27 protein-coding genes, 1 tRNA gene and 1 other RNA gene are annotated in these 25,456 nt (G+C 69.1%); 17 read left to right on the top strand and 12 right to left on the bottom strand.

Annotated features, from left to right (window positions below; translation table 11 throughout):
• Positions 1–27: 27 nt before the first annotated feature.
• The 6 genes from ABIC47_RS13835 to ABIC47_RS13810 all read right to left on the bottom strand — a co-directional run bounded on the left by ABIC47_RS13835 (position 28) and on the right by ABIC47_RS13810 (position 4,327).
• Positions 28–1,032, bottom strand: a complete 1,005-nt coding sequence (locus tag ABIC47_RS13835; RefSeq protein WP_018190504.1) for a hypothetical protein — start codon at positions 1,030–1,032, stop codon at positions 28–30.
• 27 nt (positions 1,033–1,059) lie between these two features.
• On the bottom strand, positions 1,060–1,368 hold the full coding sequence (locus ABIC47_RS13830) for a helix-turn-helix domain-containing protein (RefSeq protein ID WP_020075110.1): 309 nt from the start codon (positions 1,366–1,368) through the stop codon (positions 1,060–1,062).
• Between the two features lie 150 nt (positions 1,369–1,518).
• Positions 1,519–1,836 (bottom strand): hypothetical protein, encoded by a 318-nt coding sequence (locus tag ABIC47_RS13825; protein WP_155885440.1) that lies wholly within the window; start codon positions 1,834–1,836, stop codon positions 1,519–1,521.
• Positions 1,837–1,962: 126 nt separating this feature from the next.
• The gene (locus ABIC47_RS13820) at positions 1,963–2,697 is read right to left on the bottom strand and encodes an ABC transporter ATP-binding protein (RefSeq protein WP_018190507.1); all 735 of its coding nucleotides are present in this window, start codon (positions 2,695–2,697) and stop codon (positions 1,963–1,965) included.
• Positions 2,698–3,561: an ABC transporter permease gene (locus tag ABIC47_RS13815; RefSeq protein ID WP_018190508.1), complete on the bottom strand. Its 864-nt coding sequence runs from the start codon at positions 3,559–3,561 to the stop codon at positions 2,698–2,700.
• Positions 3,562–3,634: 73 nt separating this feature from the next.
• A complete protein-coding gene (locus tag ABIC47_RS13810; protein WP_026307130.1) occupies positions 3,635–4,327 on the bottom strand; it encodes a phosphocholine cytidylyltransferase family protein in 693 nt (230 codons plus the stop codon).
• Between the two features lie 381 nt (positions 4,328–4,708).
• On the opposite strand from ABIC47_RS13810, the gene ABIC47_RS13805 reads away from it, so the two are divergent.
• Genes ABIC47_RS13805 through ABIC47_RS13795 form a run of 3 tightly spaced genes read left to right on the top strand, consistent with a single transcriptional unit; the run spans position 4,709 to position 7,597 of the window.
• Entirely contained in the window at positions 4,709–5,707 is a 999-nt protein-coding gene (locus ABIC47_RS13805) for an ABC transporter ATP-binding protein (protein WP_354481139.1), read from the top strand.
• Positions 5,683–7,260 carry a hypothetical protein gene (locus ABIC47_RS13800; RefSeq protein ID WP_354481137.1) on the top strand — a complete coding sequence of 526 codons (1,578 nt, stop codon included), beginning with the start codon at positions 5,683–5,685 and terminating at the stop codon, positions 7,258–7,260. Before ABIC47_RS13805 ends, ABIC47_RS13800 begins: the two co-directional genes overlap by 25 nt.
• 58 nt (positions 7,261–7,318) lie before the next feature.
• Complete coding sequence (locus tag ABIC47_RS13795; protein ID WP_018190512.1) at positions 7,319–7,597, top strand: DUF3039 domain-containing protein; 279 nt, start codon at positions 7,319–7,321, stop codon at positions 7,595–7,597.
• A gap of 27 nt (positions 7,598–7,624) precedes the next feature.
• Here the strand turns inward: ABIC47_RS13795 and ABIC47_RS13790 are convergent, their stop codons facing one another.
• A complete protein-coding gene (locus ABIC47_RS13790) occupies positions 7,625–8,941 on the bottom strand; it encodes a nicotinate phosphoribosyltransferase (RefSeq protein ID WP_354481135.1) in 1,317 nt (438 codons plus the stop codon).
• A 72-nt stretch (positions 8,942–9,013) separates the two neighbouring features.
• Here ABIC47_RS13790 and murI point away from each other — a divergent pair, with 72 nt between their 5' ends.
• From murI to ABIC47_RS13770, 4 genes are all read left to right on the top strand, one after another.
• Positions 9,014–9,832, top strand: a complete 819-nt coding sequence (murI, locus tag ABIC47_RS13785; RefSeq protein ID WP_018190514.1) for a glutamate racemase — start codon at positions 9,014–9,016, stop codon at positions 9,830–9,832.
• 45 nt (positions 9,833–9,877) lie between these two features.
• Positions 9,878–10,633 carry a ribonuclease PH gene (gene rph / locus ABIC47_RS13780; protein WP_018190515.1) on the top strand — a complete coding sequence of 252 codons (756 nt, stop codon included), beginning with the start codon at positions 9,878–9,880 and terminating at the stop codon, positions 10,631–10,633.
• A gap of 2 nt (positions 10,634–10,635) precedes the next feature.
• A complete protein-coding gene (gene rdgB / locus ABIC47_RS13775; protein ID WP_354481132.1) occupies positions 10,636–11,229 on the top strand; it encodes an RdgB/HAM1 family non-canonical purine NTP pyrophosphatase in 594 nt (197 codons plus the stop codon).
• A 72-nt stretch (positions 11,230–11,301) separates the two neighbouring features.
• Positions 11,302–12,204 carry a cation diffusion facilitator family transporter gene (locus tag ABIC47_RS13770; protein WP_089875349.1) on the top strand — a complete coding sequence of 301 codons (903 nt, stop codon included), beginning with the start codon at positions 11,302–11,304 and terminating at the stop codon, positions 12,202–12,204.
• A gap of 36 nt (positions 12,205–12,240) precedes the next feature.
• Here the strand turns inward: ABIC47_RS13770 and ABIC47_RS13765 are convergent, their stop codons facing one another.
• From ABIC47_RS13765 to ABIC47_RS13750, 4 genes are all read right to left on the bottom strand, one after another.
• Complete coding sequence (locus ABIC47_RS13765; protein WP_231371057.1) at positions 12,241–13,017, bottom strand: DedA family protein; 777 nt, start codon at positions 13,015–13,017, stop codon at positions 12,241–12,243.
• A gap of 69 nt (positions 13,018–13,086) precedes the next feature.
• Positions 13,087–13,166: transfer RNA gene (locus ABIC47_RS13760), tRNA-Leu, on the bottom strand.
• A gap of 16 nt (positions 13,167–13,182) precedes the next feature.
• Positions 13,183–14,220, bottom strand: coding sequence for an LLM class flavin-dependent oxidoreductase (locus ABIC47_RS13755; RefSeq protein ID WP_354481130.1), 1,038 nt, complete (start codon positions 14,218–14,220; stop codon positions 13,183–13,185).
• A gap of 64 nt (positions 14,221–14,284) precedes the next feature.
• The gene (locus ABIC47_RS13750) at positions 14,285–15,550 is read right to left on the bottom strand and encodes an MFS transporter (RefSeq protein WP_354481128.1); all 1,266 of its coding nucleotides are present in this window, start codon (positions 15,548–15,550) and stop codon (positions 14,285–14,287) included.
• Positions 15,551–15,639: 89 nt separating this feature from the next.
• Between ABIC47_RS13750 and prfB the strand changes: the two genes are divergently transcribed.
• The 6 genes from prfB (at position 15,640) to ABIC47_RS13720 (ending at position 21,058) form a co-directional block, all read left to right on the top strand.
• Positions 15,640–16,752, top strand: coding sequence for a peptide chain release factor 2 (prfB, locus tag ABIC47_RS13745; RefSeq protein WP_020075100.1), 1,113 nt, complete (start codon positions 15,640–15,642; stop codon positions 16,750–16,752).
• 87 nt (positions 16,753–16,839) lie between these two features.
• Positions 16,840–18,003: a cell division ATP-binding protein FtsE gene (gene ftsE, locus ABIC47_RS13740; RefSeq protein WP_354481126.1), complete on the top strand. Its 1,164-nt coding sequence runs from the start codon at positions 16,840–16,842 to the stop codon at positions 18,001–18,003.
• Entirely contained in the window at positions 18,000–18,905 is a 906-nt protein-coding gene (gene ftsX, locus ABIC47_RS13735; protein ID WP_018190523.1) for a permease-like cell division protein FtsX, read from the top strand. The genes ftsE and ftsX overlap by 4 nt, the downstream gene beginning before the upstream one ends.
• Before the next feature lie 89 nt (positions 18,906–18,994).
• Positions 18,995–19,471, top strand: a complete 477-nt coding sequence (gene smpB, locus ABIC47_RS13730) for an SsrA-binding protein SmpB (protein WP_018190524.1) — start codon at positions 18,995–18,997, stop codon at positions 19,469–19,471.
• A 46-nt stretch (positions 19,472–19,517) separates the two neighbouring features.
• The gene (locus ABIC47_RS13725) at positions 19,518–20,258 is read left to right on the top strand and encodes a tyrosine-protein phosphatase (RefSeq protein ID WP_354481124.1); all 741 of its coding nucleotides are present in this window, start codon (positions 19,518–19,520) and stop codon (positions 20,256–20,258) included.
• A gap of 122 nt (positions 20,259–20,380) precedes the next feature.
• Entirely contained in the window at positions 20,381–21,058 is a 678-nt protein-coding gene (locus ABIC47_RS13720) for a DUF5666 domain-containing protein (protein ID WP_354481122.1), read from the top strand.
• 19 nt (positions 21,059–21,077) lie between these two features.
• On the opposite strand, the gene ABIC47_RS13715 is transcribed toward ABIC47_RS13720, so the two are convergent.
• Positions 21,078–21,746 (bottom strand): SIMPL domain-containing protein, encoded by a 669-nt coding sequence (locus ABIC47_RS13715; RefSeq protein ID WP_354481120.1) that lies wholly within the window; start codon positions 21,744–21,746, stop codon positions 21,078–21,080.
• A 128-nt stretch (positions 21,747–21,874) separates the two neighbouring features.
• Between ABIC47_RS13715 and ssrA the strand changes: the two genes are divergently transcribed.
• The 4 genes from ssrA (at position 21,875) to ABIC47_RS13695 (ending at position 25,425) form a co-directional block, all read left to right on the top strand.
• Positions 21,875–22,269: a transfer-messenger RNA gene (ssrA, locus tag ABIC47_RS13710) on the top strand.
• 149 nt (positions 22,270–22,418) lie between these two features.
• Positions 22,419–22,892, top strand: a complete 474-nt coding sequence (locus tag ABIC47_RS13705) for a DUF6325 family protein (RefSeq protein ID WP_018190528.1) — start codon at positions 22,419–22,421, stop codon at positions 22,890–22,892.
• A 1-nt stretch (position 22,893) separates the two neighbouring features.
• Positions 22,894–23,049, top strand: coding sequence for a hypothetical protein (locus ABIC47_RS13700; RefSeq protein WP_018190529.1), 156 nt, complete (start codon positions 22,894–22,896; stop codon positions 23,047–23,049).
• Positions 23,050–23,058: 9 nt separating this feature from the next.
• Positions 23,059–25,425, top strand: coding sequence for an arylsulfatase (locus tag ABIC47_RS13695; protein ID WP_354481118.1), 2,367 nt, complete (start codon positions 23,059–23,061; stop codon positions 25,423–25,425).
• The last annotated feature ends 31 nt before the right edge of the window (positions 25,426–25,456 follow it).

Below are 25,456 nucleotides of genomic sequence, written 5' to 3'. Positions count from 1 at the left end.
ACACCCGGTGGCGCCCCGTGGATGCGGTCAGCCGACCTGGCGCCGGCTTCCCGCCTCGCCGTCGTCTGCGGAGCCCTCAGCGGCGGTCCCACCGCCTGTGGGCGCGTCGGCCGGAGCGCCGGAGGGGCCGGACTCGATGACGTACGGACCCCGCGGCAGTTCGGACTCGATGGCCTCCGTCGGCGCATCCTTCCGCCGCCCGCGGCGGGGGAGTGCGCCCCGGAGCACGGTGCCCACCCGGACCACGCGCGTGCCGGTCGCCGTACCGAGGCGGCGCACCGCTCCCGGGCCTTCGTTCGGGGTGAGGACCTCGGGGATGACGAGCGGTGGCGGGCCGAACGCGAGACGCGCGTTCTGCACGACGCGTCGCCCGAGGATGTTGTTGCCCGTGCCGCCGATGACGGCGCCGACGCCGAACGGGATGGCGCGGGCGAGGATGCTCGCCCCGCCGCGCACCGCGAACTGGCGGATGAACGCGTTCTTCAGCCGGTCGACCAGCGGACCGACGACCATGCTCGGAAGTGTCGAGGTGACGAGCTCGCCCCAGTAGGCAGTGCGGGTCACACCGCCCCCGCCGAACTGGCCGGCCAGCTGACGCACGAGGTCGGATCCCTCTTTGCCGAGCATCATCGTGAGCACCAGGGCCCTGGCGCGCTCGGGGTCGTCGACGGCGATGCCGTGCAACTCGCTCATCGACTGCGCGTACAGGGCGGTCGCCTCCAGGAAACCGGCCGTCTCCAGCCCGGAGAGGGCCAAGGTGATGCCGGTGCCGATCGCCGGGATGACGGCGGTGGCTCCGACCGCGGCCCCACCACTCGTCACGGCAGCGAGGTACCGGCGTTCGAGGATGCGGGCCAGTTCGTCCGCGGACGCGTCCGGGTGACGGCGGCGGATGCTGCGCAGGTGGGCCACCACGACCGGCCGTTGGATGCCGAGAAAGCGGTCCAGGGTCGTGTTCACCGCGCGCGGGGTGTCTCCGCCGCGCGACGGTCCTCCGGTGACGGAGATGATCGGTTGCTGCTTCTTAGCCATCTCCTCAGAGTGTAGGCCGGTTCCCGATCAAGACGACCGGCGACGCCGTTCCCGTGCGCTCAGGTACTCGCGAGCCGACAGTACGCGGACGTCGCTCGGCAGGTGTTCGGTCGAGATGTCCTGCGTGAGGGTCGACACGTCGGTCCCGAGCACCGCCGCGATGCGCATCATCGTCAGCAGGCTGGGGTTCGCCCCTCCGCGTTCGATCTTGCCGAAGTTGGTCACGTGCATGGCGGCGAGACTCGCGATCGCCTCCTGGCTGAGGCCCAGGCGGACACGGGCACGACGGATGCGTTCGCCGAGCAGGAGGGCGGCGGTCCCTGCGGGGTTCTTCATAGTTCATCAGTGAAGAGCCGAACGCCCCTTCTGCTCCAGAGCACGAGCACCCCGAACATCGAACCTCACGCGTTGGTCACAGAAAATGCCGGTGATACCCGTATTCCGGGGGAGCCCTCCGGGCCGCGGGTGCGACCCGGAGAGCTCTCGTCAGAAGCTGATCTGCCAGAGGTACTCGCGGCCGTCCGGCGGGAACCACCGCACGACCAGCACGGTGTCGCGGGCCGGCTCCGGGCCGGACAGGCTCGCCCGGACAGCCTCGCCCGGTGGCACGGAGGTGGGCGCGCTGACCCGCAGCCGGGCGCTCCCGGAGACGCTCAGGGTCACCCCGTTGAGCGTCTCCTTCCCCGCATTGACCAGGCGGTAGTGGGGTGCCGCGGAGCGGTCGACCCGCCACGGGACGGGGTACGCCAGGCGGCGCGGACGAGGGGCGGGAGAGGGGCTGCGAAGAAACCGGAGACGATTCATGCGACGACGCTAACCAGCCCCTCCGACGCTCGACGCCCCGAAATCGGGCACGAACACCACTTCCGGGGAGAACCCACCGAAATCTTTTCTGGGGACGGTTTCACGCCCTGGGGAGAACGCTCGAACTCAGGTGCCGTAGTCGGCGTTGTACAGCTCCAGGACATCCCCGATCGGTCCGTCGAGCACGAGCGCGCCCTTGTCGAGGTAGAGCCCGCGTTCGCAGAAGCGCCGCAGATCCTTCTCGTTGTGCGAGACGAAGAACAGCGTCCTCCCGCCCGCGAGGAGCTCCTCGATGCGCCGGTAGCACTTCTCCCGGAAGCCGCGGTCGCCGACGGCCAGCACCTCGTCGACGAGCAGCACCGGCTCCTCCAGCTGCGAGATGACGGAGAACGCGATGCGCACCTTCATGCCGCTCGACAGGTGCTTGTACGGGGTGTCGACGAAGTCGCCGATCTCGGCGAAGTCGATGATCTCGCCGAACCGCTCGTCGATCTGGGAGCGGGTCATGCCGTGCAGGCCGGCCGTCAGGTAGACGTTGTCGCGCACCGTGAGATCGTCGACGAATCCCCCCGTGATCTCGATCAGTGGGGCGACGCCGTCGCGCACGGTCACGGTTCCCTCGTCCGGGAGCATCACGCCCGCGACGAGCTTCAGCAGCGTCGACTTGCCCTGGCCGTTGCGGCCGACCACGCCGATCGCCTCACCCGGCTGCACGTCGAAGCTGACGTTGCGGAGCGCCCAGAAGTCGTCCGGGCGCACCCGGCGCTCGCGGGTGGAGAAGAGGTCCTTGAACGAGCGGCGGGCTCCGCGATTGCGGCGGAAGCGCACGCCGAGACCGTCGACGGCGATGACGGGGGGCACTCAGATCTCCTTCAGGACGTCGCGCTCGAAGTGCTTGAAGACGAGCCAGCCGATCCCCAGCAGCACCAGTGACATCGCCGCGCTGACGCCGACCAGGAACCAGTCCAGCTCCTCGGCGAAGAACGCCGAGCGGTAGAGGCTGAAGATGCCGGTGAGCGGGTTGAACGCCGACCAGAAATGCAGCGAGAACAGCACGTCCGTCTGCGCGCCGGGATGGGCGGTGAGGTAGGCGGCGCAGTGCCGCGCGGCGATGCCTGCCCCGCACCCGCCGGGCAGGTCGCGGGCGCTGTAGATGATGGGGGAGGCGTAGAAGAGGAAGCGGAGTGCCAGCTTCACGGCGCGCTCCAGGTCGCGGAAGAACACGACGAGCGGCGCCACGATCAGCCCGACGCCGATGGTCAGCACCGTCTGGATGAGGATTGCGACAGGGAACAGCAGCACGTCGACGTTGAGGCGCGCGCCCGTGAGCACGGCGAAGAACGCCAGCACCGGCAAGGACAGCAGGAACTCGATGCCTTTGGACGCAACGATCCGGTTCACCCAGATGGTCCGCGGGATCATCGTCGAGCGGATCAGCTTCGCCTCGCGGATGAACGCCCGCGTGCTGTCCGAGACGGCGCCGTTGAACCACATCCACGGCAGCAGCGCGGCGAGCAGGAAGACGATGTAGGGGTTCTCACCGACATCGCGCTTGAAGATGACCGTGAAGACGAACCAGTAGATCGCGCTCATCACGAGCGGATCGAGGATCGACCACAGGTAGCCGAGGACGCTCGTCGAGTAGCGGACGCGGAGGTCGCGCTTGGTCAGCAGCCAGAGCGAGTGCCGGTAGCGCGAGAAGCGCGAACGCTGCGCAGGGCGCACTTCAGTCGGGATACTGGTCACGAGAACCCATCGTATTGATCGAAGCCGCGTGAAAGCTCACGCCGACATCCGACTATACGAAAAGATTCGCGCGCTCCAGGTCCTCCTGGAAGTCGACCTCGACGGCGTACAGGTCCGAGATGTCCACCGGCTCGACCAGCAGGCGGTCCTGCTCGATCGCCAGCTCGATGCCGCGCTCGAAGTAGTCCTGGTCGCCGACGCGCTGCAGCTGACGCAGCAGGGCGGCCTTGTCGCCGGAGGAGATGTAGTTGATGCCGACCGCCTCGCCGAGACCGCCCTTGACGGTCTTGGACAGCTCCTGGATGTAGCCCTCCGGGCCGGTCGTGTACTTGACCTCCTCGTCCGCGACGGACGAGGTGTTCACGGTGACGAAGGTCTGGTCGCGGGCCACCATGGCGGCACCGCGCACGAGGACGGCCGGGTCGAAGACCACGTCGCCGTTCATCCAGAGCACGCCGCCGGGGCCCGACGCCTGCAGGGCGCGCATGAGGCTCTTGGAGGTGTTGGTCTGGTCGTACTGCTCGTTGTAGACGAACTGGGCGTCCGGGAACGCCTCGATGATGTGCTCCAGCTTGTAGCCGACGACGATCGTCACCTGGGCGTCCTTGCCGAACGCCGCGTGGATGTTGTCGAACTGCTGCTGCATGATGGTGCGGCCGTCGTTCAGTTCGGTCAGCGGCTTCGGAAGGCTCCGTCCGAGTCGGCTTCCCATGCCGGCCGCGAGAATCACTACCTGGGTCGTCACAATCATCTCCTTGTCCTACGCGGCCCGGCCTGTGCAGCGACTTCCTTCGTCGCCGCCGGCCTCGCCCGGGAGAGGCTCACCCAGGAATTCATCCGCGCTTACGCGTTTAGACACCCCTTCATGCCTCCCACAGACTACCGGGGGGCATACACGGGGGGCAGGGGTTGACGGATGTCGTTGTTGGGTCGTTATGTTCCTCACAGGACATTCGGAGCAGACCGATCGCGTCACGCTCGTGCGGGGGGTACGCAGGCGCGTGGGTATTGGTACGTTAGCGGGGTGAGTTCCGAGCACGCGCGTCCCCAGAGCACCGAGCCCGAGGAGGGTCGGGCGACGGAAGCGGCGGAGACGGCGAAACGGGGATCACAGAGGGGGGACACCATGGCGGAGGCTGCAGAGCCGACGACCGCGCAGGGCGGGGCCGACACCGGCCCGGCACCACGGGCGAAGCGTGCCCCGGCGAAGACGGCTGCGGCCGCCGCCGGCACGAGCACGCGCGCTCCGCGGACGAGAACGACCGCGGCGAAGCCGCGGCAGAGCGCACGCACGAAGACAGAGACGGCCGCAGCGGGCGCCGCCCCGACCGTCGTGCTGGAGGCGCCGAAACCGGTGGAGACCCGGCCGACGGTGCTGACCATCAGCGGTGTGCAGAAGCGCTACGGCGACACGGTCGCCGTCGACGGGGTGACCCTCGACATCGCGGAAGGGTCCTTCTACGGGATCGTCGGGCCGAACGGCGCGGGTAAGACGACGACGCTCTCGATCGTCACCGGGCTGCTCCGGCCGGACGCCGGCCGCGTCGTCGTCCACGGCGTCGATGTCTGGGCGGAGCCGGTCCGTGCGAAGCACATCATCGGCGTGCTGCCGGACAAGCTCCGGCTGTTCGACCGCCTCACCGGCGCCCAGTTCCTCCGTTACGCGGGCACCCTGCGCGGGCTGAGCGCCAAGACCGTCCGTGCTCGGACAGGCGACCTCGCCGCCGCGTTCGGGATCGAGGACGCCCTCGACCGCCTCGTCGCCGACTACTCCGCCGGCATGACCAAGAAGATCGCCCTGGCCGCCGCCATGATCCACTCGCCGCGGCTCCTCGTGCTCGACGAGCCGTTCGAGTCGGTCGACCCGGTGTCGGCGGCGAACATCATCGACATCCTGCAGCGCTACACCGCGGCGGGCGGAACGGTCGTCGTCTCGAGTCACGGCATGGACATGATCCAGCGCGTGTGCGACAGCGTCGCCATCATCGTCCGCGGGCAGGTGCTGGCCTCCGGGACCATCGACGAGGTGCGCGGCGAGCAGACGCTCGAAGAGCGCTTCGTCGACCTGGCCGGCGGTCGCAAGGCAGCGGAAGGCATGGAGTGGTTGCACAGTTTCTCGGACTGAAGCTGCGGATCATGGGCAACGCCTTCCGGCGGAGCCCGTGGCAGATCTTCGGCCTGGTGATCGGGCTGCTCTACGGAGGCTTCATCACCGTCCTCGTCGTCGGCTCGCTGGTCGCCGCACGGCTCGTCCCGGATGTCGCGGCGACGCACAGCGTCCTCGTCGTCATCGGGTCGGTGGTGCTCGCCGGTTTCGCCCTGCTCCCGCTGCTCTTCGGCGTCGACGACACGCTCGACCCGCGGGAGTTCGCGCTCTTCGGCATCCCGAACCGATCGCTCGCCACCGGCCTGCTGCTGGCCGGGCTCCTCGGCATCCCGTCGCTCGTGCTCATCATCTGCGCGGCGACCACGGTCGTCACGTGGTCGCAGAACCCCGGAACGGTGCTGGTCGCCCTGATCTGCGCGGTCGTGGTGGTGCTCACCTGTGTGCTGGCCTCACGCGTCACGACCGCGATCGCCCACTCGATGCTGTCGACGCGCCGGTCCCGCGAGGCGGGCGGCGTCATCGGCATCCTGCTGCTCGTGCTCATCGGCCCTGTGCTGCTCCTGCTCGTCACGGTCGACTGGGGCCGTGACGGTCTCGGAGCCCTCGGCGGCGCGGCCGGCTGGCTCGCGTGGACGCCGCTCGGCGCCATGTGGTCGGCGCCCGGCGCCGCCGCGCAGGGCGACTGGGGCGCTGCCGTGCTGCAGCTGATCATCGCGCTCGTCACGCTCGGCCTGCTCTGGCTGGGCTGGACGGCGCTCGTCGCCCACGTCGTCGCTTCGCCAGAACGGGAGCAGCGGTCGAAGGACTACCACGGCCTCGGCTGGTTCGACCGGCTGCCCGGCGGCCCGACCGCCGCGATCGCCGCGCGCTCGATGACCTACTGGGGCAGGGACGCGCGCTACTGGGTGTCGATCGTCCTCATCCCGGTGATCCCGGTCGCGGTGGTGGTCGCGCTCGCCCTCGCCGGGCTCCCGTGGCACTTCATCGCCCTCGTGCCGCTGCCGCTGGTGTGCCTGTTCCTCGGTTGGAGCATCCACAACGACCTGGCCTACGACAGCACCGCGATCTGGCTGCACCTCGTGTCGGGCACGCGCGGCATGGCGGACCGCGCCGGGCGGATGTTCCCGCCGGTCGTGGTGGGCATTCCGGTGCTCGTGGTCGGCTCCATCGCCACGACGATCGTCTTCGGCGATTGGGCCGTGCTGCCGTCCGTCGCGGCGCTGAGCGGGGCGATCCTGGTGATCGGGCTGGGCCTCTCCAGCATCTCGTCCGCGCTGTTCCCGTACCCGGCGACGAAACCGGGCGACAGTGCGTTCACGCAGCCGCAGACCTCGGGCGCCTCCGCGGCGCTGGTCCAGTCGCTGAGCTTCTTCGCCATCCTGATCCTCGCCTCGCCGGTGCTGGTTTTCCTGGTCCTCGGGATCACCGTCAACGCGTTCTGGCTGGCGATCGCGCCGGTGGCGGCGGTGCTGATCGGCTTCGCCACCCTGTTCTTCGGGATCTGGCTGGGCGGCCGGGTGTTCGACCGCCGCGGGCCCGAGATCATGGCCTTCGCGAACCGCAACGAGTGAGCGGGCGCTTGTCGGGCATCCCCGACGCATCCTCCCGTACGGCGTCTAAACTGGTGGTATGAACGAAGCGAGCATCTCCGAGCCGGGCGGCCAGCCGAGCGGCGGCGGGGCGACGACGCTCGACCGCGAGCTCGAGGAGCTCCTGCAGAACCAGGAGCCGGGCGACCACGAGCGCTTCTCGCACTACGTCAAGAAGGAGCAGATCCTCGAGTCGGCTCTCACGGGCAAGCCGGTGAAGGCGCTGTGCGGCAAGATGTGGACGCCGAACCGCGACCCCGAGAAGTTCCCGGTGTGCCCGACCTGCCGCGAGATCTACGAGGGCCTGCAGGGCGAGTAGCCCTCGGGCCACGTCGCCCGGCCGGGCTCAGCCGAAGAGCGTGGGCAGCACGGGGTCGCCGCGGCCCAGACGGAATGCCTCGTCCGGCAGCTCCGCCATGGCGAGCGCGCGGTGCTCACGCGCCCGGCGCGTCCCCTCGACGCCCAGGTGCTCGCGGTGCACCTCGCCGTCCGTGATCAGCGGCACCAGGAGGTCGCGCCCGCTGTCGTCCGGCGTGTCTCCCTTCTCGACGATGTGCACCACCTCGGCCACCGCCGTCCCGCGCGCGTCGAGCCGGCGGATCGGGTGCTTGCGGCCGCCGATGCTGGCCTTGCCGTCCGACTTCTTGGCGACGGAGATCCACTCGCCGCCGTCGCCGCCGCGGTGCGCGACGAGCTTGTAGACCATGCCGGAGGCGGGATGCCCGGAGCCGGTCACGACGGACGTGCCGACCCCGTAGGAGTCGACGGGGGAGGCGGCGAGGGCCGCGATCGTGAACTCGTCGAGGTCGTTGGTGACGGTGATGCGGGTCTTCGTGGCGCCGAGGGAGTCGAGCTGCTGGCGCACCTGCTTGACCAGCTTGGGCAGGTCGCCCGAGTCGAGCCGCACGGCGCCGAGCTCCGGACCGGCCACCTTCACGGCCGTCTCGATCGCCTTCTCGACGTCGAAGGTGTCGACCAGGAGCGTGGTGCCGGGGCCGAGCGCATCCACCTGTGCCCGGAAGGCGTCCTCCTCGGAGTCGTGCAGGAGAGTGAAGGCGTGGGCCGCGGTCCCCATCGTCGGCACGCCCCACGTGCGCCCGGCCTCGAGGTTCGACGTCGCCGAGAACCCGGCGATGAAGGCGGCGCGGGCGGCAGCGACCGCCGAGCGCTCGTTCGCACGGCGTGAGCCCATCTCGGCCAGCGGGCGACCGGCCGACGCGGCCACCATACGCGCGGCGGCCGAGGCCACGGCCGAGTCGTAGTTGAAGACGCTCAGCAGGAGGGTCTCGAGGATGACGCCCTCGGCGAAGGGGGCGTCCACGATGAAGAACGGCGATCCGGGGAAGAACAGCTCGCCCTCGCGGTAGCCGCGGATCGTGCCCGAGAAGCGGTAGTCGGCGAGCCAGTCGATGGTCTCGTCGCGCACCACGTGGTTGTCGCGCAGGAACTGCAGCTCGGCATCCTGGAACCGGAACTGCTCGATCAGCTCGAGCAGCCGTCCGGTGCCGGCCAGCACGCCGTAACGGCGTCCATCGGGAAGCCGGCGGGTGAACGCCTCGAACACGCACTCGCGATCGTGGGTGCCGGCGAGCAGCGCGGCGTCGAGCATCGTGAGCTCGTAGCGGTCGGTCAGTAGCGCGGAGGACGCGGCTCTCTCGGTCACGTCGCCAGCCTACTCACGCCACCCGACCTACTCACGCCTCCGTGCGCCACCGGACCGGTAGGCTGGAGTGCTGTGACGGATGCGCCGATTGGGATCTTCGACTCGGGTGTGGGCGGGCTGACCGTCGCCCGGGCGATCCGCGATCAGCTGCCCAACGAGTCCATCCTCTACGTCGGCGACACCGCGCACTCCCCGTACGGTCCGAAGTCGATCGCCGATGTGCGCCGGTACTCGCTCGAAGTGCTCGACTTCCTCGTCGACCAGGGCGTCAAGATGCTCGTCATCGCGTGCAACACCGCGTCCTCGGCGATGCTGCGGGATGCGCGCGAGCGCTACGACGTGCCGGTGATCGAGGTCATCCAGCCGGCTGTCCGGCGTGCCGTCTCCGCGACGCGCACCGGCCGGGTCGGGGTGATCGGCACGGTCGGCACCATCGCCTCCCGCGCCTACGAGGACGCTTTCGCTGCCGCACCGACCCTCCAGCTGTTCACGCAGGCGTGCCCGCGGTTCGTCGAGTTCGTGGAGGCGGGCGTCACGAGCGGCGAGGAGGTGCTGCGGGTCACCGCCGAGTACCTGCAGCCGCTCCGCGACGCCGATGTCGACACGCTAGTGCTCGGCTGCACGCACTACCCGTTCCTGAAGGGCGCGATCTCGTACGTGATGGGGGAGGGCGTCTCGCTCGTCTCCAGCGACACCGAGACCGCCAAGGACGTCTACCGCACCCTCGTCGGCCAGGGGCTCGAGCGCCGCTCACCGCTGCCGCCGACCATCCACTACGAAGCCACCGGCTCGGACGCCGACACCTTCCTGCGTCTGGCCCACCGGTTCATCGGCCCCGAGGTCTCGCAGGTCGACCTGGTGCACACCGGCGTCATCGACCTCCCGCTCTGACCGTCCACCGCCCACCGAGCCATTGATCCCACCGAGGAGACCTGAGTGACCGACATCACCCGCGCCGACGGGCGCACCCCGGACCAGCTGCGTCCCGTGACCATCGAGCGGGGCTGGAGCCGCCAGGCGGAGGGCTCCGCGCTCATCTCCTTCGGCAACACGCGCGTGCTCTGCACCGCCTCGTTCACGAACGGCGTTCCGCGCTGGATGTCGGGCAAGGGCCGCGGCTGGGTCACGGCCGAGTACGCCATGCTTCCGCGCTCGACGAACGAGCGCATGGACCGGGAGTCGGTCAAGGGACGCGTCGGCGGCCGCACGCACGAGATCAGTCGTCTGGTCGGGCGCAGCCTGCGGGCCGTCGTCGACATGAAGGCGCTCGGCGAGAACACGATCGTCCTCGACTGCGACGTGCTGCAGGCCGACGGCGGCACACGCACCGCCGCGATCACCGGCGCCTACGTCGCCCTCGCGGAGGCGCTCGAGTGGGGTCGCGAGCACCGCTTCATCGGGCAGAAGGCGACGCCGTTGATCGACTCGGTCTCCGCGGTCTCCGTCGGCATCATCGACGGGACGCCGATGCTCGACCTCGCCTACGTCGAGGATGTGCGGGCCGAGACCGACATGAACGTCGTCGTGACGGGCCGCGGCCTCTTCGTGGAGGTGCAGGGCACCGCCGAGGGCGCGCCGTTCGACCGTGGCGAGCTGAACTCGCTCCTCGACCTCGCGCTCGCCGGCACGACCGAGCTCGCGGGCATCCAGACGGCGGCCCTCGCCCCGGCCGCGGCGGCCGCGGAGGCCTGAGCGTGGTCCGCGTCGTCCTCGCAACGCACAACCAGCACAAGGCGCGCGAGTTCCAGCAGATCCTCGGGCGGGAGGTTCCTGGCCTCGAGATCGTCGCCTACGACGGCCCCGAGCCGGTGGAGGACGGCGTCAGCTTCGAGGAGAACGCGTTGATCAAGGCGCGAGCCGCCGTCGCCCACACCGGGCTTCCCGCGCTCGCCGACGACTCGGGCATCTGTGTGGATGTGATGGGCGGCGCTCCGGGGATCTTCTCCGCCCGCTGGGCGGGCTCGCACGGCGACGCGGCCGCCAACCTGCGGCTGTTGCTCGATCAGCTGGCCGACATCCCGGACGCGGACCGCGCCGCGCACTTCACGGCTACGCTCGCGCTCGTCACGCCGGATGGCGAGCCCACCGTCGTCCAGGGCATCTGGCCCGGAAGCATCGCACGCGAGCCGCGCGGGGAGAACGGGCACGGCTATGACCCGATCTTCGTGCCGGACGGACACGACATGACGGCGGCGGAGCTGGAGCCCTCGGTGAAGAACGCGGAGAGCCACCGCGCCCGAGCGCTGTCGGCGATCGTCCCGGCGCTGCGGGAGCTCGGCGAGAGCTGAGAACGGCACTCATTCCCATCTAGGTCTGGGCCCTGGCGGTGGAGCGAACTTCTCCCTAGCGTAGAAGCTGAGATGAGTCACGACCACGGCCACACCGCCAACCGCAACCGCCTGCTGATCGCCATCGGCATCGTGGCGGTCGTGCTCGTCGTCGAGGTCGTCGGCGCGTGGGTGAGCGGCTCCCTGTCGCTGCTGGCGGACGCCGGCCACATGCTCAGCGACCTGGCCGGGCTCATCATCGCGCTGATGGCGACCATCGTGGCCGCGCGCCCGGCGACGGACAGACAGACCTTCGGTTTCCGTCGGGCCGAGGTGTTCGGCGCGCTCATCAACGGCCTCATCCTGGTCGTCGTCGCTGTGACGGTCACCGTCGGCGCGATCGGGCGGCTGGTGGGCGGCGAGACCGAGGTGCACAGCATCCCGATGCTCGTCGTCGCGGCGATCGGCCTCGTCGCGAACTTCGGCGCCCTGCTGCTGCTGCGACCCTCCGCCGGCCACTCGATCAACATGCGCGGGGCGTACCTGGAGGTGTTCGGCGATCTGGTCGGGTCGGCCACCGTCATCGTGGCGGCGGTCGTCATCCTGCTCACCGGCTTCACCCCGGCCGACGCGATCGCATCCCTGCTGATCGCCGCCCTGATCGTGCCGCGCGCGTTCGTGCTGCTGCGCGACGTCGTGCGCGTGCTGAGCGAGGCGGCGCCGGCGGACACGGATGTGGCCGAGATCCGGGATCACATCCTCGGCACACCGGGCGTGGTGGCCGTGCACGACGTGCACGTCTGGGCGATCACGTCGGGCGCCCCGGTGTTCAGCGCTCACGTCGTCTGCGAGCCCGCGGTGTTCCGCGAGGGACGGACGGGCACCCTGCTCGACGAGCTCTCCGGCTGCCTGACGACGCACTTCGACGTGGAGCACTCCACGTTCCAGCTGGAGCCCGCGGAGCACGCCGCGCACGAGGACGAATTCCACCGCTGACCCGGCGGCGCTGACCCGTTTGGCGCGGTCGGCGGCTCAGGCCTCCGGGTGCGTGGGCGCGGGTGCCGGCTCGTCGACGACCGCGGGAGCGGCCGCGCTCTCGGCGGCCTTCCGCTTGGACTTGCGCAGCGACTGGAAGTAGTGGAAGAGCGTCGGCACCAGTGTGATGACGACCGCGCCGATCAGGATGACGTCGATGTAGCTCGAGACGAAGTTCGCCACCGGCGGGATGTAGCCGATCAGATAGCCGAAGAACGTCAGGCCGGCGCCCCACAGCAGCGCGCCCAGGGCGTTGTAGAGCGAGTACTTCTTGTAGCTCATGTGGCCGACGCCCGCGGCGACCGGCGCGAACGTGCGCACGATCGGCACGAACCGGGCAACGATGACCGCGAGGGCCCCGAAACGCTCGAAGAACTGGTTGGTGCGCCGCACGTTCTCCATCGAGAACAGTCCGGTCTCTTTGCGTTCGAAGATCCGTGGGCCGGCCTTGTGCCCGATCAGATACCCCGCCTCACCGCCGAGGAACGCGGCGAACGCGATGGCGAGGCAGACCCACCAGATGTCGACCCCGAACACCAGCGAGGTGTGCGTCAGCAGCCCCGAGATGATCAGCAGGGTGTCGCCGGGCAGGAGGAAGCCGACCAGCAGACCGGTCTCGGCGAAGACGATTCCGCAGACCACCAGGAGCGCCCACGGACCCGCCGAGTGGATGATGGTGTTCGGGTCGAGCCACGGGATGAGGCCGGCGTGATGGATCACGGTTCTCCAGGAGGGATCGGTGGGAAAGCTGAGCCCGAGTTTAGCGTCGGCCATGCGCTGGAAGCTGCACGAAGCGTGCGAATTCGGATCCGCCCGAGAAGATCATCCTGGGGTCGTACACGGTGCGGGAGAAGGGACTCGAACCCTCACGCCGAAGCACAGGAACCTAAATCCTGCGTGTCTGCCAGTTTCACCACTCCCGCAGTGCGCTGGGCGCGGCTACGACATTAGCTCATGGACGCGCGGAGCGACCTCCGTGCCGTACAGCTCGATCGAGCGCATCAGGTCGTCGTGGGGCAGCGTCCCGTTGCTCATCTTGATGTCGAAGCGGGAGGCGCCGAGCCCCTTGGCGGCGTAGGCGATCTTCTGCGCGACCGTCTCCGGCGAGCCGACGACGAGCGCGCCGTCCGGCCCCGCCTCGTGCTCGAAGCGCGCGCGGGAGGCCGGCGGCCAGCCGCGCTCGCGGCCGATCCGGTTCGTCATCACCTCGTAGTGCGGCCACAGGATGTCCTTGGCCTTCTGGTCCGTCTCGGCGATGAAGCCGGGGGAGTGCACGCCGATCGGGAGGGTGGTGTCCTGTCCGAACTGCTCCAGCGCCTTGCGGTACAGCTCCGCCAGCGGCTGGAACCGCATCGCTCCGCCGCCGATGATGGCGAGCACGAGCGGGAAGCCGTAGTGCGCCGCACGCACCACCGACTCCGGGCTCCCGCCGACGCCGATCCACGTCTTCAGGAGGCCGTGCTCGACGTGCGGGTACACCGACTGCCCGTCCAGGGATGGACGTAGCTCGCCCGTCCAGGTGACCGGCTCCTGCTTGCGCACCTCGGCGAACAGGTTCAGCTTCTCCTCGAACAGCTCCTCGTACTTCGCGAGGTCGTACCCGAACAGCGGGAAGGACTCGATGAACGATCCGCGCCCGAGGATGACCTCCGCGCGGCCTCCCGAGATGCCGTCGAGCGTCGCGAACCGCTGGAACACCCGCACCGGGTCGTCCGAGCTCAGCACCGTCACCGCGGACCCGAGATGGATGCGCTCGGTCTGCCCCGCGATCGCAGCGAGCACGACCTCGGGCGCTGAGACGGCGAAGTCCTCGCGGTGGTGCTCGCCGACGCCGAAGAAGTCGAGGCCGACGCGGTCGGCCTGCACCCCCTCCGCCACGACGTTGCGCAGGGTCTGCGCCTGCGACAGCGGCTTCCCGTCGGCATCCAGCGTCACGTCGCCGAACGTGTCGATCCCGAGTTCCAGCTTCCCGGCCATGTCATCCCTCGATTCATGCGTCTGCATGGATATGCAAGCGCGTCGTCGGCCAGGGTATTCCGTGTCAGGCGGGGCGGGGTCTGCGCGGGACGTAGCGCGGGATGTAGCGGGCCAGCATCCCCGCGCCGACCAGTCCGAGCAGGCCCATGACCCCGCTCGCGAACGAGATGGAGACGAGCGCCGTCAGCAGCGACACGAACAGGGGAGCGGCGGCCTGCCCGGCGTCGGCGGAGAACCGCCACGCGCCGAGGAACGGTGCGGGCCGGTCCTTCGGCGCCAGGTCGGCGCCGAGCGTCATCACGATGCCGGAGCCGATGCCGTTCGCCACCGAGAGGAACAGCGAGACGCCGATGTACCAGGCGACCGCCGAGCTCAGGTCGTGCGAGAAGGCGAGCACCAGGAAACCGAGACCGAGGCCGAGCATCGACGGGATGGCGCTCCACATCCGTCCGAACCGGTCCATGATCTGCCCGCTGGCGTAGAAGAGCGCGAAGTCGACGGCTCCGGCGAGACCGATGATCAGCGCCGTATTCGACTCGCTCAGCCCGATGGACACCGCCCAGAGAGGCATCAGGACGGTGCGGGCGGAGCGGATCGCCGCCACGAGGGAGACGCCGGCGCCCATCCGGAGGAGCACCTCGCGGAACGACCAGATGGTGCGGAACAGCCCGTGGGTGCGCTCCTCGGCCTCCTCCTCGCCGGTGGTCACCTGGGCGCCCGACTCGTCGGTCACCCGCGCTGACGGCCCGAACATCTTCTCCGGGTCGGGGAGCGCCAGGAGCACGACGACCGAACCGAGGCAGCTGATGATGAAGATCCAGAAGACGGACTGCGTCGACCCCGTCACGGCGATGACGGCCGACGCGATGAGCGGGCCGATGAACCATCCAGCGCGGAAGATGCCGCCGAGCGTCGACAGTGCCCGTGCGCGGTAGCGGGCGGGGACGTACGACGTCATGAACGCGTGCCGCGCGAGGGCGAAGACGGCGGTCGCGATCCCGACGAGGAAGATGCCGGCCATCAGCACCCAGTAGTTCGGCGCAAGAAGACAGATGACGACGCCGACGATCGCGACGACGGCCGCGCCGATCATGGAGGTGCGCTCGCCGACCCGCGACACCACCCATCCACTCGGGATGTCTCCGGCGAGCTCCCCCAGCATCACCATGGAGGCGATGAAGCCGGCCATCGCGAGGCTCGCGCCGAGGTTGCCGGCGGCGATGGGGATGATCGGGATGATCGCTCCCTCTCCGACGGAGAACAGCAGCGTCGGGAGGAAGGCGGCGAGGGCGACGGAGCGGAAGCTGAAGGGGCGCTCTTCGGAAGTCATTTCGTTAACACCGTACAACTTCCGTTCGCGGGCGCTCGCCCGGGACGCAGGGTCGGCGTCGGGGGCGGCCCGGTAGGCTGGAGGACGACATGATCGAACTCGACCTCTCCTCCCAGATCGCCGACCTGCGGTCCACCTTCTCCGACATCACCGCGGTGGTCGACGTCGACCGCCTGCGCGCCGACATCGCCGACCTCAGCGAGAAGGCGGGAGCCCCCGACCTCTGGGACGACACCGCCAACGCTCAGAAGGTGACAAGCGCGCTCAGCCATCGCCAGTCGGAGCTCGCACGCATCACCGCGATCGAGCGCCGCCTCGACGACCTGGAGGTGCTGGTCGAGCTGGCCAACGAGGCGGAGGACGAGGAGTCGGCGGCCGAGGCCCGTACCGAGCTGCAGTCGCTGCAGGCCGCGCTCGGCGACCTCGAGGTGCAGACGCTGCTGAGCGGCGAGTACGACAACCGTGCGGCCATCGTGACCATCCGCTCGGGCGCCGGCGGCGACGACGCCACCGACTTCGCCGAGATGCTCATGCGCATGTACCTGCGCTGGGCGGAGCAGCACAAGTACCCGGTGAAGGTCATGGACACCTCCTACGCCGAGGGCGCAGGCATCAAGTCGGCGACCTTCGAGGTGGATGCGCCGTACGCGTTCGGAACGCTGTCGGTCGAGGCCGGCACGCACCGCCTCGCCCGCATCAGCCCGTTCGGCTCGGCCGACAAGCGCCAGACGTCGTTCGCGGCCGTCGAGGTCATCCCGCTGATGGAAGAGGCGACCGAGGTCGAGGTCCCGGAGGGCGACATCCGCGTGGATGTGTTCCGCTCGTCCGGCCCCGGCGGCCAGTCGGTCAACACCACCGACTCCGCGGTGCGCATCACCCACCTCCCGACCGGCCTCGTCGTCTCGATGCAGAACGAGAAGTCGCAGATCCAGAACCGCGCGGCCGCCATGCGCGTGCTGCAGACCCGCCTCCTGCTTTTGCAGAAGGAGGAGGAGGCCGCGAAGAAGAAGGAGCTCGCCGGCACCATCACGGCGAGCTGGGGCGACCAGATGCGCTCCTACTTCCTCTACGGCCAGCAGCTCGTGAAGGACCTCCGCACGGGATACGAGTCCGGCAACCCCAGCGCCGTGTTCGACGGCGACCTCGACGGCTTCATCGCCGCGGGCATCCGCTGGCGCGCGGGCAACAAGTCCGAGGAGTAAAGCCCGGGGAGCAAAGCCCGGGCGGTTGTGGCGCACGGGCATGTCGCTACTGCGGATCGGAGCGGGACTGCTTAGTCTCAAGGGGTCATGATCCGGTTCGAACACGTATCCAAGCAGTACCCGGGCACAGCGCGCCCGGCACTCAACGGCATCAACCTGGAAGTGCTGCGCGGAGAGTTCGTCTTCCTCGTCGGCGCCTCCGGTTCCGGCAAGTCCAGCTGCCTGCGCCTCATCCTCAAAGAGGAGAAGCCCACGAAGGGCAAGATCCACGTGCTGGGGCAGGACCTCGGCACGATCTCGTCGCGCAAGGTGCCGTACTTCCGCCGCAACATCGGTGTCGTCTTCCAGGACTTCCGGCTGCTGCCGAACAAGAACGTCTTCCAGAACGTCGCCTTCACCCTGCAGGTGATCGGCAAGTCGCGCGGCTTCATCCAGGAGGCCGTACCCGACGTTCTGAAGATGGTCGGCCTCGACGGCAAGGCGCAGCGCCTGCCGCACGAGCTCTCGGGCGGTGAGCAGCAGCGCGTGGCGATCGCCCGAGCGGTGGTCAACAAGCCGCAGGTGCTCCTCGCCGACGAGCCGACCGGAAACCTCGACCCCGCGACGAGCGCCGGCATCATGGCCGTGCTCGAGCGCATCAACGCCGGAGGCACGACCGTCGTCATGGCGACGCACGAGGCCGCGATCGTCGACCAGATGAAGCGCCGCGTGATCGAGCTTGTGGGCGGCCAGATCGTGCGCGACGAGCGCCACGGCGGATACGGCTTCACGGCCGCGATCCCCATCGCGCAGCCGCTCGAGCGCGACGAACCGGTCTCCGCCGCAACGCCCGTCTTCGCGGGAGCCGCTGCCGCGTCGGCGCCGGCGTCCGCCGCCCCGATGACCCGGCCGAACGCGCCGACCTCCACGCCGACCGCCCCGGTGGCGGTGCCGCAGGCCGCTCCGCAGCAGACCGCACCCCAGCAGGCGGTGCCGCAGCAGGCGGCGCCCCAGCAACCCGCGCACGAGCCGCATCCCGCGCACGCGCAGCCCGCGCACCAGCCGCAGCACGCGCAGCCCGCGCAGCCCACCGAGCAGCCGCAGCCCGCCGCCTACCCGGCGCCCGTGCAGTTCGCGACTGCGCCCGTCCCTCCGGCCCCCGCGTCGGAGGAGCTCCCCGAACACCTGAACTTCACGGCCAACCTCGACCTCAGCGGTCTGCGCGAGGACTCCGACCGTGACGGCGACCAGAATGTGGGGCCGACGAAATGAGATTCGGACTCATCTGGTCGGAGGTCGGCAACGGCCTCCGCCGCAACCTGTCGATGGTCGTCTCGGTCATCCTCGTCACGTTCATCTCGCTGACGTTCGTCGGCACGGCCGTCCTGCTGCAGATGCAGATCGGCCAGATGAAGACCTACTGGTACGACCGCGCGCAGGTCGCCGTGTATATGTGCACGACGACCGACAACTGCGCGAGCGGACCGGCCACCGACCAGACCATCGAGGCGGTGAAGAAGCAGCTCGAGTCGCCGGAGCTCGCCCCGTACATCCAGAAGTTCTACTTCCAGGACCAGAAGCAGGGCTACGAGCAGTTCAAAGAGCAGTTCAAGGGCAACCAGATCGCCGACTTCGTCACGCCGGACATGATCCCGCAGACGTTCTGGGTGAACCTGAAGGACCCGAACCAGTCGGCTGTGCTCACCGAGACGCTCTCCGGTTCGGCCGGCGTGCAGAGCGTGGTCGACCAGCGGAGCTACCTGGATCAGATCTTCAGCATCCTGAACGCTGCGAGCTACACCGCGATCGGCATCGCCGCGCTCATGCTCGTGGCTGCTGTGCTGCTGATCGCCACGACCATCCGGCTCTCCGCCTTCTCGCGAAGGCGGGAGATCGGGATCATGCGGCTCGTCGGCGCGTCCAACCGCTTCATCCAGACGCCGTTCATCATCGAGGGCGTGATCGCGGCCCTGATCGGCTCGATCCTCGCCTCCGTCGTGATCGCGCTCGGCGTGCAGTTCTTCGTCCGCGGCTACCTCAGCCAGCGCATCCAGTCGATCAACTTCGTCGGGATGGAGCAGGCCTGGCTGGTGATCCCCATCCTGGTGGTGATCGGCGTGTTGCTGGCCGCCGCGTCGGCCAACTTCGCGATCAAGCGCTACCTGAAGGTCTGACACGCCCGGAGACCGGCGGAGGGCGATAGACTGGTCCGCTGCCCGGCACCGTGCCGGGCGTCGACCATCGCCGATGTGAGGAGCGAGCTGTGCCGAAGGAACGGGGCCAGAAGGTCGTGGCCACCAATCGCCGGGCGCGCCACGACTACACGATCGAGGACACCTTCGAGGCGGGCCTCGTGCTCACCGGGACCGAAGTGAAGTCGCTGCGGATGGGGCGGGCGTCCCTCGTCGACGGCTACGCGTTCGTAGATGGAGGCGAGGCCTGGCTCGACGCCGTGCACATCCCGGAGTACGCGGACGGAACGTGGAACAACCACGCCCCCCGGCGCAAGCGGAAGCTGCTGCTGCACAAGGCGCAGATCCTGAAGATCGAGAACAAGGTCAAGCAGGGCGGCTACACGATCGTGCCGCTGTCGATCTACTTCAACGACGGCCGGGCGAAGGTCGAGATCGCTGTCGCCAAGGGCAAGCGCGAGTACGACAAGCGTCAGGCGCTGCGCGAGCGTCAGGACCAGCGCGAGGCGCAGCGGGCGATGTCCACGCGCGGCCACCTGGGCGAGTGAGCGCCCGGGCGGAGTGACAGCCCGGGCGGAGTGACAGACTGAGGGTATGGACTCGACCGCTCAGCGCATCCCGATCGAAGGCACGTACAACTTCCGGGATGTCGGTGGCTATCCGGTCGACGGGGGTACGACCCGGCGGGGCAAGCTGTACCGGGCCGACGCGCTCGGCCGCATCGGGCCGGCGGGCCGCGACGCCCTGCGCGAGCTGGGCATCCGCATCGTGATCGACCTGCGCGACGACTTCGAGGTCGCGGCACTGCCGGACGCCCTGGACGGGCTCGACGTCGAGGTGCTGCACCTCCCGGTGTTCGAGGGATCGGGCGCGTCCGCATCCACCGTCGGGGCGACCATCGTGCACCTGTACGACAAGATCGTCTTCCAGCACACGGATGTCATCGTCCGTGCGCTGCGCGAGATCGCGGACACGGGGGAGGAGCCCGTGGTCGTCCACTGCACGGCCGGCAAGGACCGCACCGGCATCGTCGTCGCACTCGCCCTGCTGGCGGTCGGGGTCGACCGGGAGACCGTCGTGTCCGACTACGCGGTCACCGAGGACAACCTGCGCGGACCGTGGCTCGAAGGGATGCTGGAGCTCGTCCGCGGCTACGGCGTCGAGGTCACGCCGGACCTCCGGATCATTCTCGGCGGAAGCCCGCGCGAGGCGCTGGAGACCACGATCGACAGGATCGAGCAGCGTGCGGGGAGCGTGCGGCAGTACCTGCTCGAGGCCGGGCTGGACGAGGTGGAGCTCGCCAAGCTGCGATCCGTGCTGGTGGAGCCGGCCTGACGCTCTGCGATGCTGATGCTGCGACGCCGCGCTTTGACGTTCTCAGGTCGGCGTCCGGATTCTCATCGGACCCATAACCGCCTCCCAGCGCCAACAACGCTGTCGGATGCTTTCATGTGAGCATGAGCAACACGCCGCCCACCGATCCCACCGAGCCGCTGCCGCCCTATCAGGGCCAGACGCCGCCGCCCGGTCCTGCTGCGCCGGCGGCTCCGGCAGCGCCGGCCGCGACTACGGCAGCGCCGGTCGTCGGTGAACCGTTCTACAGACGACACGGTCTGGCGTTCGCCATCTCGACGCTCGTGCTGTCGATCGTCGTGCTGCTCGGCCTCGTCACGGCCGGCTCCTTCGCGGTCGCAAGCGTGGTGTCGCACCTGGGTGGGCGCGCGATCTCGCACGTCCTCCCCGGTCAGGGCCACGGACAGCAGCCGGGTGTTCCCGGTATGCCGGGGCGTCCGGGTGACGGCGGCGGAAACGGCAACGGCGGCGGTCAGCAGGGTGGGGGCGAGGACCAGAAGGGGCGCGTCCTGCTCCGCGGCACCATCGCATCCATCTCGGGGGACACCTGGACGATCGACCGCGAGAGCGGCGCGTCGGTCGAGGTGCGGGTGACGTCGTCGACCGTCTTCGGCACGCCGATGCAGTCGGCATCGAAGTCGGACTTCGCGAAAGGCGACGAGGTGATCGTGATCGCCAAGCGTGCGGACGACAGCGTGACCGCGACGCGCGTGCTCAAGCTGGATGCGTTCCCGACCCGTCCGCCGTCGACGCCGGGGACACCGCAGACCCCCGGTTCCTGAGGCTCTGGACCGCGGCTCGTCAGGAGGCGGAGAACCGCGCGTGCACCTGCACCGCGATCGTCAGCTCTTCCGGCTTGAGCGAGAGAGTGGCTCCACCGGTGTCGGCGGACACCGCCCGGGCGAACAGCGGCTGCGGCGGCTGACCGGGGGCCGAACCGTCGCCGAGCATGCCGGGGTCGCTGAGGGCGAGCGGCTTCACCGTCGTGAGCCCGAGGCTCGTCGCGTACACGGTCGCCTTGGCGACGGCGTTCTCGACCGCCCGTCGCCGCGCCTCCTGCGTCAGGCTCTGCCGGCGCGCCTCCGTCAGCGACCACGTCACCCCGTCCACCGCGACGCCGTCGAGCAGTGACACCACGCCGACCCAGTCGGACAGCGCGCCTAGGTCGTTGAAAAGGGCGTCGATCCCGACCTCGGCATGGTGCACGACGTCAAGCCGGCGGCCGTCGTTGCTCCAGGGTCGGTCGCCCCAGACCCGCAGCTGGTCGGAGGACCACTGGGTGACGGGTCCGCTCTGCGGGTTGTGGAGGTCGCGCAGCTCGCTGCTGAGCTGGAGCTGGCGCTGCGTGGTGAGGGCGAGTACCTCATCCCGCGACGGCCCCTCGTAGGAGACCCGGAGCCTCGCCGCTCCGCGCTCGGCCGGGTGCCGCAGCTCGTACTCTCCCTGGACGGTGATGATCGTGTCGGCCATTCCCCGATGGTGGCATAAACGGCCGCTCGACGATGTTGTACTATGAGTAGCTGCCCGCCCTGGCGGCGGCACCAGTATCTGGACAACTCAACAGCGCGTGACAGCGACCCGGCCACTCGGCCGCGCATGGGGATGATCGGTTTCGACATTGTCTGCGTGACTGTGAGAAGCGGGTCGAGGATGCATGGTTATCTCGTTAACGATCCATGCGAAAAAATAAGTGCCAATAACAAGAGCACTGTCTCGGCCAAGGCCGACTTCGCCCTCGCGGCGTAAGTTCACCTCCGCCATTTGAGAGACCGTCAGACCGGGAATCGTCCTCTACCCGGATCCTGGCGTCAGCTAGAGGACTTGCTTCTGCATTGAGCATCAGGGTGCAGAGGGACTTCCACTGATACTGGGCCCGTCGGAGCAGGTGCCAGCGACAAGCTCCGGGGCCGAGAAAGCGATTTCACTGGCTACGCCCGTAGAAGGCACATGACCACAGCAGTGGACGGGGGTTCGATTCCCCCCATCTCCACCATCAGGTCGCTGTCACGTGTTGTTGTCGAAAGTCCCCCGGAATCCCGGGGGACTTTCGTGTTTCTGACGCGTCGCAAACACTGCCTGTCCGCGAGTGGACCCTCCCTGCGACACTGAGCCGGAAATGACCGGACCAGTGGGAGGTACACCATGACCGATGACGTTGAATCCGTCGCCCCGATCGACTTCGTGATCATCGAATTCCCGGCGGGGCAGCAGAACTTCTCGGGGGAGGTGATCGACGAACTGCTCGCTCTGGTCGACGCGGGCATCATCCGCCTGGTGGATGCGATCGTCCTCGTCAAGGACGAGGACGGCTCCGTCGAGGCCGTCGAGCTGTCGGAGCTGGAGGGCCCGTCGGCTCTCGCCACGCTCGCGGAGCAGCTTGCCGACTTCCTCGCGGAGGCCGATATCGCGACCCTGTCCGAGGCGATGGAGCCGGGCAGCGTCGCCGGCGCGATCGTCTACGAGAACCTGTGGGCGGCGCCGTTCGCGGCCGCCGCACGCCGGGCCGGAGGCAGGCTCATCGCCGACGGCCGCATCCACAGCCAGGACATCGCCGACGCCCTCGAGGCGGAAGCCGAACTCGAAGCAGCAGAAGAGCAGGAAGAGCAGGGAGTCTGAGATGTTGAGAGCAGCACGAGTCGGACGGGTCGGCGTCGTCCGCGCGCCCGTCGCCAAGGCGGCCGTGGTCACCCGCGCCGTCACACCGGGCCCCGCGCCCGTGGCCAAGGCGGCCGTCGTCGGCGCCGCCGTGACCCCGCGCCGCCGGCGCATCTGAGGGGGCGTCATGGCCATCGACCGCGCAGCCCGCAGCGTCCTGCCGATCCCGGACCGACCGTCGCCCGGGCTCACCACGTATGACGCGAAGGACCCGGACACGTCGTATCCGCCGATCACCCCGCTGCGGCCACCGGAGGGTGCGCCCAACGTCCTGGTGATCCTCATCGACGACGTGGGATTCGGCGCGTCCAGCGCCTTCGGTGGCCCCTGCGCCACCCCGAACGCGGAGCGTCTCGCCGCGAACGGGTTGACCTACAACCGTTTCCACACGACGGCGCTATGCGCCCCGACCCGCGCGGCGCTGCTCTCCGGGCGCAACCACCACTCTGTGGGGATGGGCAGCATCACCGAGACGGCGACCTCGGCGCCCGGAAACAGCTCGCTGCGACCGAACACCAAGGCGCCGCTCGCGATGACCCTCAAGCTGAACGGGTACTCGACGGCGCAGTTCGGCAAGTGCCATGAGGTCCCGGTGTGGCAGTCGTCGCCGATGGGACCGTTCGACGCCTGGCCGTCCGCGGGTGGAGGCTTCGAGACCTTCTACGGGTTCATCGGGGGAGAGGACAACCAGTGGGATCCGGCCCTCTACGACGGGACGACCCCCGTCGAGCCGCCGGCCACCCCGGAGGAGGGGTACCACCTGACGGAGGACCTCGCCGACCACGCCTCCACCTGGATCCGGACGCAGAAGGCGCTCATGCCGGACAAGCCGTTCTTCGTGTACTTCGCGCCAGGCGCGACGCATGCGCCGCACCACGTGCCGAAGGAATGGGCCGACAAGTACGCCGGCAAGTTCGCCGGCGGGTGGGATGCGCTCCGCGAGCAGACCTTCGCGCGCCAGAAGGAGCTCGGGGTGATCCCCGCGGACGCCGAGCTGACCCCGCGGAACCCCGAGATCCCGGCCTGGGACGACATGCCCGACGAGCTGAAGCCGGTGCTGGAACGCGAGATGGAGGTCTACGCCGGGTTCCTCGAGCACACCGACCACCATGTCGGCCGGGTGCTCGACACGATCGACGACCTCGGCATCCTCGACAACACGCTGATCTACTACATCATCGGCGACAACGGCGCATCGGCCGAGGGGACGCTGAACGGCGCCTTCAACGAGATGGCCAACTTCAACGGCATGGCCGCGCTCGAGACGCCGGAGTTCCTGCTCTCGAAGCTGGACGAGCTCGGCAGCCCGAGCTCGTACAACCACTATGCGGTGGGCTGGGCCTGGGCGATGGACACGCCGTTCCAGTGGACTAAGCAGGTCGCCTCTCACTGGGGCGGCACCCGCAACGGCACCATCGTGCACTGGCCGGAGCGCATCACCGACAAGGGCGGCCTGCGGTCGCAGTTCACCCACTGCATCGACATCGCGCCGACGGTGCTGGAGGCCGCAGGGCTTCCGGAGCCCACGTTCGTGAACGGGGTCCAGCAGTCGCCGATCGAAGGCACCAGCATGGTCTATACGTTCGACAGCGCGGACGAGCCGGAGCGGCACGACCTTCAGTACTTCGAGATGTTCGGCAACCGCGGCATCTACTTCAAGGGGTGGAGCGCCGTCACGAAGCATCGCACGCCGTGGAACCTGGTCGGAGGCACCGTCCCGGCTTTCGACGACGACGTGTGGGAACTGTACGACGGGAGCGTCGACTACAGCCAGGCGCGCGACCTCTCCGCCGAGCAACCGGACCGCCTCCACGCGCTGCAGAGGCTGTGGCTGATCGAGGCGGTGAAGTACAACGTGGTCCCGCTCGACGACCGCACGGCCGAACGGCTCAGCCCGCAGATGGCCGGGCGCCCTGTCCTCGTGCACGGCAACAGCCAGCTCCTGTACCCGGGGATGGGCCGGCTGTCCGAGAACAGCGTCATCAGCCTGAAGAACCGCTCGTTCTCGGTCACCGCCGAGCTGGAGATCCCGGACGGCGGAGCATCGGGCGTGGTCGTCGCGCAGGGCGGCCGCTTCGGCGGATGGGCCCTCTACCTGGTCGACGGCGTCGCGCGCTTCACCTACAACGTCCTCGGCATCCAGCTGTTCACGACCGAAGCCGGGGAACCGGTGCCGGCGGGGACACGGCAGGTGCGCGCCGAGTTCGCCTACGACGGCGGCGGCCTGGCGAAGGGCGGCGATGTCACGCTCTACTACGACGGCCGCGAGGTCGGCTCCGGGCGGATCGGGGTCACCCAGCCCATGATCTTCTCGGCCGACGAGACGACCGACGTGGGCTACGAGTCGGGGACTCCCGTCTCGCCCGACTACACGACCGCCACGAGCCGGTTCACCGGGCGCATCCGCTGGGTGCAGCTCGATGCCGGGCTGGACGACAACGACCACTTCATCGACGACGACGAGCGACTGCGGGTGGCGATGGCTCGTCAGTGACGGGGTGGTGGTTCCGCGCCGGCGGACGACG

Source organism: Leifsonia sp. 563 (assembly GCF_040545055.1).
In the GTDB taxonomy this organism is placed as follows: Bacteria; Actinomycetota; Actinomycetes; order Actinomycetales; family Microbacteriaceae; genus Leifsonia.
Note: the sequence above shows the minus strand (reverse complement) of the source record. Positions and strands in the feature narration are given on the sequence as shown.